The 14,382-nt window shown below is 59.7% G+C and carries 10 protein-coding genes; 2 read left to right on the top strand and 8 right to left on the bottom strand.

The features are described 5' to 3' along the window. The first annotated feature begins 93 nt into the window (after window positions 1–93). The gene (locus tag ESB00_RS08590; RefSeq protein ID WP_164976106.1) at window positions 94–615 is read left to right on the top strand and encodes an NUDIX domain-containing protein; all 522 of its coding nucleotides are present in this window, start codon (window positions 94–96) and stop codon (window positions 613–615) included. A gap of 260 nt (window positions 616–875) precedes the next feature. On the opposite strand, the gene ESB00_RS08585 is transcribed toward ESB00_RS08590, so the two are convergent. The 7 genes from ESB00_RS08585 to ESB00_RS08555 all read right to left on the bottom strand — a co-directional run bounded on the left by ESB00_RS08585 (window position 876) and on the right by ESB00_RS08555 (window position 11,210). Continuing rightward, complete coding sequence (locus ESB00_RS08585; RefSeq protein ID WP_129047288.1) at window positions 876–1,994, bottom strand: Gfo/Idh/MocA family protein; 1,119 nt, start codon at window positions 1,992–1,994, stop codon at window positions 876–878. Window positions 1,995–2,001: 7 nt separating this feature from the next. After that, on the bottom strand, window positions 2,002–2,910 hold the full coding sequence (locus ESB00_RS08580) for a glycyl-radical enzyme activating protein (RefSeq protein ID WP_218938712.1): 909 nt from the start codon (window positions 2,908–2,910) through the stop codon (window positions 2,002–2,004). Between the two features lie 11 nt (window positions 2,911–2,921). Then, window positions 2,922–5,159 (bottom strand): pyruvate formate lyase family protein, encoded by a 2,238-nt coding sequence (locus ESB00_RS08575; protein ID WP_164976104.1) that lies wholly within the window; start codon window positions 5,157–5,159, stop codon window positions 2,922–2,924. 90 nt (window positions 5,160–5,249) lie between these two features. Beyond that, window positions 5,250–6,263, bottom strand: a complete 1,014-nt coding sequence (locus ESB00_RS08570) for a glycoside hydrolase family 130 protein (RefSeq protein ID WP_129047285.1) — start codon at window positions 6,261–6,263, stop codon at window positions 5,250–5,252. A gap of 172 nt (window positions 6,264–6,435) precedes the next feature. Beyond that, a complete protein-coding gene (locus tag ESB00_RS08565) occupies window positions 6,436–7,485 on the bottom strand; it encodes a Gfo/Idh/MocA family protein (protein ID WP_129047284.1) in 1,050 nt (349 codons plus the stop codon). Window positions 7,486–7,516: 31 nt separating this feature from the next. Continuing rightward, on the bottom strand, window positions 7,517–9,811 hold the full coding sequence (locus ESB00_RS08560; RefSeq protein ID WP_129047283.1) for a TonB-dependent siderophore receptor: 2,295 nt from the start codon (window positions 9,809–9,811) through the stop codon (window positions 7,517–7,519). Between the two features lie 265 nt (window positions 9,812–10,076). Beyond that, a complete protein-coding gene (locus ESB00_RS08555) occupies window positions 10,077–11,210 on the bottom strand; it encodes an aldo/keto reductase (RefSeq protein ID WP_246026437.1) in 1,134 nt (377 codons plus the stop codon). On the opposite strand from ESB00_RS08555, the gene ESB00_RS08550 reads away from it, so the two are divergent. After that, window positions 11,209–11,961: a sugar phosphate isomerase/epimerase family protein gene (locus ESB00_RS08550; protein WP_164976103.1), complete on the top strand. Its 753-nt coding sequence runs from the start codon at window positions 11,209–11,211 to the stop codon at window positions 11,959–11,961. The two genes, ESB00_RS08555 and ESB00_RS08550, sit on opposite strands and share 2 nt — an antisense overlap. A 123-nt stretch (window positions 11,962–12,084) precedes the next feature. On the opposite strand, the gene ESB00_RS08545 is transcribed toward ESB00_RS08550, so the two are convergent. After that, complete coding sequence (locus tag ESB00_RS08545) at window positions 12,085–14,286, bottom strand: sodium:solute symporter family protein (protein ID WP_129047281.1); 2,202 nt, start codon at window positions 14,284–14,286, stop codon at window positions 12,085–12,087. Window positions 14,287–14,382: the final 96 nt, after the last annotated feature.

The following is a 14,382-nucleotide window of genomic DNA, read 5'->3' as shown; positions in this document are numbered from 1 at the left end:
GAGTCGGCCCGACAGGGCGAACATTCCACACCAGCAGGTGTGAAATGTTCGGGCTAAGTTGTTTCGGCTTCCTGTAACTGCGACTTTGTGTCCGTGACTCCCGTACTCAAATTCTGCCCGCGCTGCGGGTCACCGAATTTTCCGGCAAGATCGCCCAAGCATCACGTCTGTAAGGATTGTGCGTTCGAGTGGTTCATCAACCCGGCCGCGGCGGCGGCATGTTTCGTCTTCGACGATGCGAACCAAGTCCTGCTGATCCGGCGGCAGAATGACCCCGGCAAGGGCATGCTGGCTCCTCCGGGCGGCTTCATCGATGTCGGCGAAACCGCCGAAGACGGCCTGCGGCGCGAACTACGCGAAGAAACCGGGCTCGAGATCAGGGATATCTCCTTTCTCTGCTCCCAACCCAATACTTACGCCTACGGCGGCTACCGCTATCCCGTGCTGGATCTTTTCTTTCGGGCGCGCGTCCCCAGCTTCAGCGGTGCGTTTGCGGGTGAAGAAACCACGGCCCTCGTGATCAAACCTGCTACCCAGATTGATCCCGCGGAGTTGGCCTTCCCCTCGATGCAGTCAGCGTGGCGCCACTATCGTAGTAACGCAGCCCGAGAATAATTTTGCGCAGAGAGTGGGCGGGCGCACTTCGACCAGATCATTCAAGATCGGCGAGGCATGATGTCGGATTCGCACCGCCTATTCGCTCCGGACAAAGTTCCTATCCCGGATTTTTCACCCATTGATCCCAAACCCATCACAAAATATCCGTTTTCTTCGACGCCGAGTCGAAGAAAAGCGACCAAGTCGCGGTTTGCCCCGACAGAGTCGGCCCGACAGGGCGAACAATTCACACCAGCAGGTGTGAAATGTTCGGGCTATCACCCACCCCGTGGCAATCTGAAGCCGCGCGAGTTCTTGATCCGCTGCGCCAACTCCCGGGCATATCTTTCGCCATCCAGCGGCAAATCGACCGCGCGATTCTCCCAGGCCGACAAGATCATCGCATTCGCCAACTCGAGCGAATGGGCCCCCTCGTGCAGCGCCGCGATCAATGGCCCCCCGTGCCGAATCGCCGCCACGAAGTTGGCCATGACATCCGCATGCCGACCACCCGTATCAGCGGCCAGGTGTGGCACCGTCGCGCAAGGCAAAGTGGCAAAAGGCGCCGACGCCTGACGGGAAAAGACGGTCATGTCCGACGCATTCTGCTGATGCTGCAACTGGCCATTCTCGTAAACAAGCCGTCCGCGCTCCCCGACAATTTCCAGGCGATTGGTACCAGGTGACTCGCCGGTTGAGGCGATGAACACCCCGGAGGTTCCGTTCTCGTACTCCAAATAGGCGGTTACGTCATCCTCAACCTCGATGTCGTGATAGCGGCCAAAGCCACAAAAGGCCCGGATTCGGCACGGCCTGCCGAAGATCCATTGCCAGAGGTCGAGTTGATGCGGGCACTGATTCAACAGCAGACCGCCCCCCTCCCCCGCCCAGGTACCCCGCCACGGGGAAGTGGCATAGTACGCAGCCGGCCGAAACCAATTGGTCACAATCCAGTTGAAACGGCGAATTTCACCGAGTTCCCCACCCTGCACCAGGGCCCGGATCTGCTGGAAGATCGGATTGGTTCTCTGCTGAAACATGACCGCCATCACCTGGGAATCGGAGCGCCTCGCCTGCAAGATCGCCGCCACATCACTCTTCTGGATGCCCACCGGCTTTTCCACCAAGACGTGCAACCCCGCTTGCAGGGCCCGAATGCACAGATCTTTGTGCGTCGGATGAGGTGTGGCCACCAGCACGGCATCCACCGCGGCGGACTCAATCAGCGCCTCCGCCGATGGGAAACAACGGGCCGATGATGACCCGAGGAAATCCGCCGATTCACATTTGGCCAATGCGGTCAGCTGCAGACCGGGAACATGCCCCGCCGCCACACTGGCCGCATGGGCTTTGCCCATCACGCCAAGTCCGATGACGCCAAGACGAATGGCTTCCATGCCGGCCTTATCCGATGCGCACCTTCTGACAACCGAGCCCGTTCAGGGCTTCGATCCACTGTCCCGGTTCGGTCGCGGTCGGAACGCGCAGCTGCGAAGATGCCTCGGCGATTCCGATACTCGGCCGCTTGCTGTTCCCGAAATCATGATACGGCATCAGCTCAATGCCGCGTATGCGCGGGTATTTTTCATCCAGCGCCCTGATTCCCGCGAAGTGCTCCGCGGTGTCGTTCAACCCCGGCACGATCGGACATCGGAGCAGGATATCATTCCCCCGCTGATAGGCGGTGTCGAGGTTCGCCAGAATGAGCTCGTTCGAAACCCCGGTAAACGAACGGTGATCCTCATCTTTCGTGGCCTTGTAATCGAAGAGCAAAAGATCCACCGCGGGCAGCACGGCCTCGAACTTCTTCGCCGCGACAAATCCCGAGGTCTCGACGCAGGTGTGGATGTTCATCTGTTTGGCGCGATTCAACAGTTCCAGGGCGAACGCCTGCTGGTAGAGCGGTTCCCCCCCGCTGAGCGTCATCCCGCCGCCCGAATTGCGATAGAATTCCACATCGGCCAACACCTCCGCCATGATGGCATCCGCGTCCATCTCCTTGCCGACGATCCTCAAGCCACGCGCATTGCATTCATCGACGCACCGCGAGCAGGTGGCACATTGCCCGAACTCGATCGCATGGTCGGATGGCCCGACGTGATGGACCCCGTTGGGACAGACCGCCTCGCAGGACCCGCACGCCACGCAGCGCTCTTCGGCAAAGAAGAGCTGCGGTCGCGGTGCAATCGCCTCTGGGTTGTGACACCAGAGGCATTGCAACGGGCACCCCTTGAGGAAGATCGTAGTCCGGATTCCCGGGCCGTCGTGCAAGGAGGCCCGTTGGATATCGGTTACGATGCCCCGTTTGCTCACAGGCGAGGGCCTCAGTAGGTCTTGCGGCTCAGGATCTCAAGCTGCACATCCTTGGGCAGGTCGATATAGCGGGCGCTAAACCCGCCGATCCGGACGAAGAGATCCTGGTACTTTTCGGGCTCGGCGAGCGCGTGTTCGAGATCCCCCTTGTTGATCACCGTGATCATGGCCTGCGCCCCACCCTTCTTGAAGTAGGTGGTCAGGGTCGCCTCCAGCTTGGCCTTGTCCTTGCTGAAGAAATCATACCCGAACCGCATGTTCTGGACCGCCCCGGCGTGGATCGCGTGGCTCGGTTTGACGATCGAGTTGATCAGGGCGGTGATGCCCTTCTTGTCGTTTCCGCCCGCGGGGGTGTTCGCATTGGCCATGGGTCCACCCGCCTTGCGTCCATCGGGTGTCGCTCCGACCCAGCGTCCCAGAATGGTGTTCTGCTTGTTGTTGATGAGCACGTTCAGGTACCAATCGAGGTTCGTGCGCTTTCGCTGGTCGCGCACGGTGTTGCAGATGAATTCGTGCAATTCCACCATGATATCATCCGCATAGGCATCGTCGTTGCCATATTTCGGGCAGTCGATCATCAGGCGGCGCTCTTTCTCGAAGCCCACGAAATTGGCGTTCAACGCCTGGATGAGCCGCTCGGCGGAGATCACCTTGTCATCGAAAACCAGTTTCTTGATCGCCGTGAGGCTGTCCGCGGCATTGACCGTGCCAAAGGACTCGAGCGAGCCGCCCAGGTACTTGATGCCTCCGGAGAAGATGGCTTTTCCGCGCGGCAGGCAATCGTCGTAGAGCAGGCTGAGGTAGAGATAAGACGCCTGCTTGCCGGATTCGACATACTCCAGCTCCTCATGGTCGGCCAGAATCTCGATGAAGAATGCCAGCTGCTTTTTGAAGGCGGCGAAGAAATCTTCGAAGGTGCGGAAATCGCGCAAATCACCGGTCGGCAAGCCCAGGCGCTTGCTCATGATGTGATCGACGCCATCACGCATGGTTACATCCAGGGCCTTCAACACGTTGAGGGAGCCGCTCGGGGTACCAAAACCAACATGGTCCAGAACGATTTCCCCGCAGCCCAGGGGCATGTACTGCTCCGCCTCCTCGACCGTCACTTCGTAGGCATGGGCCACGCCGGGAACCAAAACGTCGTCGTTATACAGCAGCGGGAAGGTGTGACCGGCGCCGATCAGCTCAAGGGAGCGTTCCATCAAGAGGGGATTCATGCCCTCATAGAAGCGCAGGGTCAGCTGCGGCAGAATCGCCCGCCCGTAGGTCCGCGTTGTCTCGAGCGCCAGCAGGGCAAACCGGTCGGCATTGGCCTCGTTGCGCCGGCCCCGGCCGCCGATGATGATCCGACCATCGACATCGCGGAACAGCTGGTTGATCAGCTTCCAGAGAGACTGCATCAAGGACAGCGCTTCCGGTTCCGTGATGATACCCGCCTCGAGGTCGTGCACGTAGAGATCGCCGAGATAGACGTCCATCCGGCCCAACTCCAGCGAGCCGCTCACGAGCGTGTAGAGCCATGACAGCTGCAAGGCCTCGTAGAACGACTCCGGCTTGCGCACGGCATTCCAACCCAGGACCGCGGCCAACTTTCTCAACTGCTCGGCCCGGACCGGATCCGAACAGGCCTGCGCCTTGGCCTCGGCTTCCTTTTGGAAGTGGAGGGAGGAGTCGACCAGCACCTGGATGGCCATGAGCAGGCCCTCGAACAGCAAATGGTCGCCCTGTGAGGCTTTCGCCTTGTCGCGGTATTCCGTCACTTCCTGCTTGAGTCCGGGCAGACCCAGCCGAACCAGCTTCTCGTAGTCGACGAAGACGCCCGCCATCCGATAGATCGGCTGGGCGATCATCGGCTTGAAATTATAAGGGAGCGGCACGATCTCATCGCGGAAGAGCACCGGCAGCATCTTCGGGGTGAAGGCCGACTCCACCTTGGCCTTGGAATTTTCCTTCTTCCAGAAGTGGAGCATCTCCATGACCGCATCGCGTTGGGCGATCGGGATGTTTCCGCGCTCGACGGCATCGATGATTTTCTGCTCATGGCAGAAATACCCATAGGCGCAGTTCGGCGGGGCATTATGGGGGGAGAATCCAACCCAGCCCCAGTTGGTGCGACCGGCCAGCCGGTCGCCGTCCTGAATCGTACCCAAGGTCGCGGGAAATTGAACCCGCAGGCAATTTGCCTCCCGGATGGCAACATGGGATTGCATGTTGTTGCGGTAGGTTTGGGTGAACTCCAGTTCCATGGAGAAATCGTCAATCTTGGTCATGGCAGTAAGTGTCTTTGGTTAATTAATTCGGCCTGGTACTGGCCGGCTTGAAGAGTGTCCGGGTGATTACTTGGTGGCGTGCTTCTTTACATACGCGACGAGTTCGTCGGCTTTCGTGTAGGCCACCGCCGTGCAGGTGTCGGCCGCGCCATAGTAAATGGCGATCCGTCCGGTGGCGCTGTCGGTCAGGGCCGCCGTGGGGAAAACGACATTTCCGACATACCCGGCGGTCTCGTAGATCACCTCGGGTGACATGATCGGGAATTGGCAGCGATAGAGGACCTTCCACGGTTCATCGAGATCGAGCAACGCGGCGCCCATGCAATAGACGAAGCTGTCGCAGGTGTCGGAAACACCATGATAGAGCAGCAACCAACCCTCAGTCGTTTCAATCGGCACGGGGCCGGGGCCGATTTTCACGCGTTCCCATTTGCGCGGTCCCCGGGTCATCACGATGCGGTGCTTGCCCCAATAGGTCAGGTCCGGGCTATCGCTATAGAAGATATCGCCGTAATTCACCGCCATGCCCAGGCCCATCGGCCGGCTCAGCATCGCGTACTTGCCCCCGATCTTCTTGGGAAAGAGGACGCCGTTGCGGTTATAGGGCAGGAACGCGTTCTCGAGCTGATGAAAGGTCTTGAAGTCCTTGGTCCACGCCTGGCCGATCGTCGAGCCGTAATATGAGTTGCACCAGGTCACGTAATACTTGTCCCCGATCTTGCAGAGGCGGGGATCATAGGCGAAGGTCGGTTTGCCCAGAAGCGGATCAGCCCCCTCGAAGCGAATCGGGGTGGGATCGAGCTCCCACTTCAATCCGTCCGGGCTCCGGCCGAGGTGCAGATAAGGCGTCATGCACAGCCAATCGACGCGGAATACTCCGATGAAGCCACTCCCCCACGGCATGGCACAGCTGTTGTAGGCGCTGCGCGCGTTCGCAAACGGATGCAGGTCGATGATCGGATTCCCACTATGCCGCCAGACCAGGGCGTTGGAATCAGCCGGGCGCTCCTCCCAAGGAATATTGGGCAGGGGTTTCCCCACCAAGATGCGTTTATTGACCGCTACTTTTTTCGTTTTCATGAAGGGCGCGTATGATTCTTACTCTTTGACGGAGTAAATCGCGGTGTCGGGGCCCTTCTTGCCGGGCCCTGGCCCGGTCTAAGTCGTTAGAGTCACATAAGAATTGCTGTTTCGTTAAGAAACGGGGTTCTGAGGTTAATTTCGTGCGGGTGCTTGCGCTGACCGTGCCGGCTTACGAGATGAACTCGGCCACGGATCGCACTTTCGCGACTTGCCCGGTTCGGATGGATTCCTTCATGGCCTCAACCACGCATTGGGCCTGCAAGGCGGCCTCCAACCCACACGCAGTGGCCCGCTTTTCAAGGATGCAGGAGACAAACTCACGGAGGTTATAACGCATCAGCTGGAATCGTGGCGGGGTCTCCCAGGATTGGGAGCTGGGCGCCTTGTCCGTACGGGTGGCGAAATTGATCGCCTTGTACTGCCAATCCCGGCCGGTGACGATGGCCTCGCCGTTTCGACCAAACACATGCATCGACATCGGTTCGGCCGCCATGGCGTTGGTGCCGAGACCCCCGCCATTCAAGACCGCCACCGAGCCATTTTCATACCTGATCGTAAGAACGGCGGAATCTTCGAGTTGAGTCGTGCCAAAATAGTGGCGCCCCACGGCGTACACTTCCACCGGCTTACCACAGACGAAGTTCGCCGAATCATACAGATGGATGATGGCCTCGTTTAGCAGTCCGTTGCCATTCGCCGGATCCCAAGCCCAGTGCCCTTCCGGCGGATTCCAACCTGTCTGCAATTCCGCATTCAGCGAGAGCACCGGACCCACGACCCCGGTATCGATCAACTCACGCAGCTTAACCATCGGCGGCATGTAGCGCATCGGGTACTCCATCATGAAAAAGATGCCCGACTTCTTGACGATGCGCGCCATGGCGATCGCATCGTCAAGATTCGCCGCCATGGGCTTTTCCATCAGGACCGGCAGGCCCTTCCGGGCCGCCGCCTCAAGGAGCACGAGGCGGTGCTTGGGCGTGACGGCCAGGCTGACCGCATCGATGTCCCCAGAGTTGATCATTTCCACGGCGTCGCGATAGAGCTTGGCACCCGTCGTCGCCACAAACGCGTCGGTTGCCATGCCGTCGCGCCTGAGCTTGAGGGCGTTCTCACCGATCGCGGCGAGGGTAACCCGCTCGTCCAGTTGAAAGCACTCAACTTGTCCCCGGCCGATGCCGAGTCCAACCACCCCAACCCTGAGTTTCTTTGCGGTCATGTTATGATTCTTGTATAAGCGTCGGACGTTTTCAGAAGGAGTAGGTCAGGCTGGCCTTGATATTGCGCGGAATGCCCACGACTACTGAGTTCCGGTTCAACGATCCGGCGAGATAGGTCTCGTCCAGAATGTTTTCGACGAAGGCGTAAGTGCTCCAGCTCTTGTTGAAGCGATAAGACAGGGCCAGATCCACACGGACAAAGGAGGGCAGGAAGAACGTCGGCTGTTTGATGACCGGCTTTCCGGCAATCACACTCGCCTGCGCGAAACCGGTCTGGGAATCACCGGCCCGCTGACCGGAGTGGGAGATACCCAAACCCGCACCAAAACCGGCAAGACTGGAGTCCTTGGCCGCCGTGTACTTGGCCCAGACGGCCGCCGACTTTTCCGCCGTGCCACGAATCGGCGACCCGTTTACGTCGCGATTGCGAAAGGTCGTGTAATTGGCGATAACCGAGATCTCGTCATTCAACTCCATGTTCAGCGAATACTCCCACCCGCGGGCCGTGCGATCCGAGAGGAGGCCGGGCAACGGGGGAACGGGAGCAGGAAACAAGAGGTTCGCGGGGTTGGGCACCGAAACGTTGCTCTGCGCGACATCAAAGTAACCGGCCGTGACCGTGGCCTTGTTCTTGAGGAACCGATAACGCACACCCGCCTCCCACTGCCGGCCAATTTGGAGCAGCGGATTGGTCGAGCCGACATCGGGCGGATTCATCGCGGCACTCTCCGAGTGGCCATAGTAGACCACCAGATCGTCCGCCGCCTTGACCACCACGCCGTAGGACGGAAACAGCTCTGTCTGGCTGACGGCTTTGACGCCGTTCTTCGTCACGCTGGCAATACGCGACCGGTAGACGTTGTTGGACAAGCCGCCCGTCAAGATCACGCGATCAGATAGAATCGAAAGGTTTTCCATCAGATACATCTGGGTGACGCTGGTCTTGCGCTTGCCGGCGTTCGAAACGCCATTGTCCACCGGCGCAACGTAAACCAACGGATCCAGGATGTTGTACGCCGGAATGCTGAAGTTTCCGTTCTTGTAGTCGGCTTTGTTCTTCAGCCAAGAGAATCCGACCGTGGTGGTGCTGGAGTATTTCTCGCCCTTCAGCTCATAGGCATAGTCATTCTGAAAGTCATACTGCTTCGTCGTGGTGAAGTCCGAGAAGGAGCTGCGATTGAAAATGTTGCTCGGTGTCGGCGCCGGTGTGGCCGTAAAGGTCGGCGCCCCACCCCAATATTGGGTCGGATCGAATACGCCGGTGAACGGATTGATGTAGGCCGCAGTGAGCACCGGCTGGCCGTTAACGTTCGCCGAGTTGTTCGAATATTGAATCGCATCATGCCCGTCATTCAGGAAGTGACCGGCGACGCGGACGCTGAGGCGATCGCTAATGCGACCGGAATAGAGGAACTGGTAGTGCTCGCCGTGTTCGTTGCGGGGATTGTTGTCATCCGCGTAGACCTTCCGGTCCCCGGTAATGCCCGGCCAGAGCTTGGTCGTGACATTGGTCGGACTGGCCAGCGGAGAAATCGGCACACCGCCAACAAACGTGCGTTTGGTCTTCTGGAAAATTCCCTGGAGCGTCAGCGTCTGGGTCCGTCCCCAACGAAACGTGGCGCTCGGCATGAAATTATAGGAGCGATTGGGATTGTCGTAGTATCCGCGATCCCGGATGGCGGCGCCCACCAACCGAATGGCGACGTTCTTGTTCACCTGGCGATTGATATCCAACATCACCTTGTTGGCATCATACTGGCCAACTTGCATGATCACCTCGCCGCGATCGGCAAACTCGGCCTTCTTGCTGACGTAGTTGACCGTGCCACCCGGCTGACCTGATGGGTTCAAAATCGCGTTGGGTCCCTTGACGATTTCAACGCTGTTAATCAGGTAGGGTTCGAGATGGTTGTAGGGGCCGGTGCGCGCGAAGCCGTCCATGATCTGCCCGTCGGTCTGGAAGCCGCGCACCGCCATGCGGTCGCCGCCCACCGGTTGAGTCGACTCGGCGATACCCGGAACGAACTTGAGCGCATCGAGGACTTTACCCGGGCCCGTGTCGCGCAGGAACTCCGGGGTCAGGACGCTCACCGTGGAGGACGAGCTAAACAAATTCGTGCGCACGCGGGCTGCGGATGTCGCCTCATCCGCCTGATACCGCGAAATCGTGTCGGCACCAACCGTGAATGCTGGCAGCGTGACCTCCATTTCAGTCTGGGTCGCAGCGGTGGCCGGTTTCTCAGGCGCCTTTTGGGCGAAAACAGCGAGCGGGAAGCACGCGAATAGCAAACGCAAGGGAACGAAACGACGGGAGGATAGGTTCATAGGGGTAGTGGGGGTTATCGAACTGACTCCAAGCGAATGCGGCCGGCCACTCCCTATGGCAAATCAGTCAATGATATTATCGAAAACTAAAACAATGATCCGGGCCGGGCCTCGGCTGCGGCGCTCCCATTTCTCCGCTGTCGCCGCGTGAAGGCGCCCACCAATCCACGCCCGCTTCGGCGGCCGGCACGGAAAATCCCCTCCCGACGCCGGGTCGGCCAACGCCTCCGCCCGCGCCAGACCCTGGTTTGATCAAGCGACCGGGCTAGCGCACATGCGGCCTGAATCCACCCTCGTAATAGGGCGACGTGTGTGATCCCGGAGGCACGATCGCATTGATCTCCTTCAATTCCTCGTCGGAAAAGCGAATCGCCAAGGCGGTCAGGTAATCGTCGAACTGATCTCGCGTGCGTGGCCCCACCAGCACCGTGCTGACTCCTGGCTGCTGGAGGACCCAGGCCAACGCAAACCGGGAAAGCGTCAACCCTTTGGCGACGGCGAGCGGCTTGAGCGCAGTGATCCGGGCAAGCGACGCCTCCGTCCAGCGGCTCGCGGTGATGGGATTCGTCGCCATCGCGGCAAATCGCGTTCCAGGCGGGATCTCCTGCACGTTGGAATACTTCCCGGTCAACAAGCCCCCGGCCAGCGGGCTCCATGGCATCAGCGCGACGCCGAATGTCTGGCAGGCGGGAACCAGCTCACGCTCAATTCGCCGGTCGAGCAGATTATACGGCGGTTGTTCGCAAGCGATCCGGGTGAGGCGTCTTGCCTCGGCGCACCACAGGGTTTCGACCACCTCCCAGGCTCCGAAGTTGCTGGTACCAACATACCGCACTTTGCCGGACCGCACCAGATCATCCATGGCCCCGAGCGATTCCTCAATGGGAGTCGTGGGATCCGGACGGTGCAGCTGGTACAGATCGAGATAGTCAGTCTGCAATCGGCGGAGGCTCGCCTCGCACTGTTGGATGATGTGCCGACGGGAACTCCCGCGCATGTTCGGATCACCCGGCTGCACCATGCCGTTTACCTTGGAGCAGAGTATGACCTGGGCACGCCGCCCATTCCGGCGCAGGGCCTCGCCGACAAACTCTTCGCTGCGGCCGCCTTGATAGACATTGGCCGTGTCCAGAACATTGATGCCGTGGTCGAGCGCCCGAGCCATGATCGCGCAGGTGTCGACTTGGTTCGTTTCTCCGCCAAACATCATGCAACCGAGTGCCAAGGGGGAAACTTGCAGACCAGTGCGGCCGAAGGGGCGGTATTCCATCGCGCGCAGCGTCCCCGCGGTCGCCCTGCCGTGGCAATGGCAATCGTCTGCATCCGCCAGCTCCCAACTTTTCAATAACAACTTCCCGGCGATTGCCACCTCCCGGATGCGCGCTAGCACCGCGCGCATGTCGCTTACCCCCCCCTTGCGCCCCGTGCCGCTGGCCTTGCAGCTTTGGTCGGTCAAGGACTCCGTGGCCAAAGACTTCGCCGCCACCGCCGCCAAAGTGGCCGCGCTCGGATTCAAGGGCGTCGAGCTCGCGGGCTACGGCGGATTGGACGCACGCGGAACCAAAGCCGCCTTGGATGCATCCGGCCTTCGCGTGGCGGGCATGCACATCAACCCGGCCAAACTCGGCGAAATCAACCAGATCATCGATGACGCGCTGACCTTGGGCTCGAAGCATGTGACCTGCGCCTTCTGGCCCCGCACGCACTATGTGTCCGCTGCGGCCTGCGAACGCATCGGCCTGCGCATGGCAGAATTCGGCGCCAATCTCCGGGCGGTCGGACTGCAGTTCAGTTTCCATAATCATGATGCGGAACTGGCGGTGCACGATGGTCGGTCGGTTCTGAGCTGGATTCTCGGCGCCGCGCCCCCTCGCCTGCTGGCGATGGAGCCCGACGTCTATTGGCTCCACCATGCAGGCTACGACCCCGCCCGTTTTCTCCTGGAGCAGGGTGCACGATGCCCGCTCATTCACCTGCGCGATGAGGCCGAGATTGGATATGGTCCCGTCGATTACCCCAAGGTGTTTGCCGCGATCGATGCCGTGGCTGTAGCCGAATGGCTGATCCTGGAGCAGGACCGCTTCAACTATGAGCCGTTCGAGTCTTTACGCCGCGGCGTGGACCGATTGGCCCAGTGGGGTCGCGCCTGATTGCGAAGGTCGGCGCCGTTGTCCGGTGGCGATCGGTTTGGTTGGCCAGCGCCCCACCCTAGCCCGGATAGAGTCGGCCCGACAGGGTGAACCTTTCACACCAGCAGGTGTGAAAGGTTCGGGCTAGCGGCCAAGGCTCACCACAAACATCAACAAGAGCACCACGCTCACCGCGGCGCCGATTGAACCGAGCACGCCGGTCCAGTCCTCGCGGTTCCACCGACGGAATTCCCAATTCGAATTTGGAAACATCTTCAGGTGATTGAAGCGGTTCGGATCCGCCCGGGTGAGCTCCATCGCCTGTTCATCCTCCTCCGGTGAGTGCCCGAGCACCGGAGTGCGCATTTTGCCATAAAACTGGTCCAGCAGCTCCTTGGCCTCGGGCGTCGTCAGGTAGGCGACCAGCATGAGAATCAGGAAGGGCGGGATGATGCGAAAAACGAAGGTCAGTGTTTCGTTCAGCGAATACGAATTGCGGCCCAGGTCCCAGCCGAGGCGGTTTAACACCACCAGTTCGACTTTCAGATACCCTCGCCCGGAAACCTTACCTTCAGAGACAGAAAGCCCATCGCTCCAGAAAACCGACTTCTTGGGCAACAGGACGCTCTTCTCATACTTTTCCCCGGCGCGCAGCATGGCGGGCCGTTCGCCCTTCGCCTGACCGCTGGCCTTGGCCTTATCCCACGAGGCAATCGCGCGATCACGTTCACTGACATCCATGGCCCGGGCCGTATAGGTCCGGGTGACGGTCAGGGCCTGCGTGGTCTTGCTCAGATACGCCGAATCGCGGATTCCCGGCAGCAACGGCAGGCCGAAAGGCAGAACGACCGTGGCGACAAACATGAACACCATCGAGGCCCAGGCACCCGCGCGGTTGGACCGACGCCAGAGCATCCCCATCCAAAAGGCCGCCGCGAGGATACTATTGAACATCATCGTCATCTTGAAGAGTTCGAACAGCCCCTTGGATTGCGCGGCGACGTAAACGGAAACCAACATGTACACGGCGCTGAAAATCCTGCCGACCCAAACATAGTGATCTTCGGAACACCGCGGCCGAAACGGGCGGTAAAGGTTGTTCGTGATCAGCGCCGCCGCCGTCAGCATGAAAGCCGAAACCGAGGACATCAATGCGGCGATCAGGCAGGCGATCATCAAGCCGACCAGCCCCAGGTTCACCGGGCCCAGCAAGTCACGGGTCGCCAGCCCCCACGCGTAATCAGGGTCGGAGATGGAATTTCCGTAGAGCACGACGGTCATCAGCGCGACGACCCCCCACATGACATTCGAGTAGCGCTTGAGCAGCACGCCGGCCACAAACCCGTAGCGGGCGACGTAATCGCTTTTCGCCGAGCCGCAGGCCGTCATCTGGTTGGCCTGAACCGCGGTGGTGATGACAATCATGATGGAAAAGCCCGCAATCCAGAACCAGGAAAACTCAATCAGGCTTGGTGAACCCCAAATCTGCATGAACGAATCCGGCAACACCTGGTGCATCGTCGCAAACGCGCCGAGAATCCCGTTGCCCCCGAAGAGCAAGTTTATCTTCGCCATCGCGAAGGGTATCAGCATCAGCGACAGAATGATGATGAAGATCCCCTGCACGAGATCGACCATGAAGGCGGCCGTCAGCCCACCTTTGCTCGCATAGATGAAGGACGCCACCGCCACGATGATGATGAGCCAGTTTTGGTTGAAATGGGAGTATTCCTTCTTCGGGTTCAACGTCTGTAGCTCCTGCAGCCGCGCCTTTTGCTCTCCGGTCAGCAAAGAAAAATCCCCCGCCTCCAGGGACTCCCGCTCCACCGCCATTTCATACTCCACGCGTTCGATTGAGGTCAGTTCCGCGACGGGCTTGGATGCGATGGCCGAAACGGTTTTGGCCATAGCCATAAACCCGATGGCCGCGATCAATACAAAGTAGATTGACTGGCAGGCCGCATAGAAGGCCGCCATCCGCTTGGAACCATATCGCTCCTCAAAGAAGTCCCCCAGCGTGAGCAGTCTTAAACGCCGGTACCAAATCGAGGTCATCCAAAACACCGGCAGGTTCATCAATCCTCCGGCCAACATCGCCCAGATCCCCGAGGCCCCATTGGTGTTAACCATGGTGGTGGTTGTGGAAACATGCTCGACCGAGGTGGCTTGGCCGAAGGCTGCAAAAGTCTGAATCAACTTACCGAAACTTCTTCCGCCCATGAAGTAGTCTTCGCGGCTGTTCATCTTTCGGGCCGTCCGGACCGCGATGACAACGACCAAGGCAAAATACACGATGATCATCGCCATATCGAACAACGACAGGCCCCAGTAGGTGTAAGTAAGCATGGAATATTGGGTTTTTAGGAAATGCTCCGGAGCCCGCTTTTTGCACCAGAGGTCACTAAGCTCCGACCCGGCTGTCGATTCCGGGATTGTATGCAA

Source organism: Oleiharenicola lentus (assembly GCF_004118375.1).
GTDB classification, from domain to species: domain Bacteria; phylum Verrucomicrobiota; class Verrucomicrobiia; order Opitutales; family Opitutaceae; genus Lacunisphaera; species Lacunisphaera lenta.
Note: the sequence above shows the minus strand (reverse complement) of the source record. Positions and strands in the feature narration are given on the sequence as shown.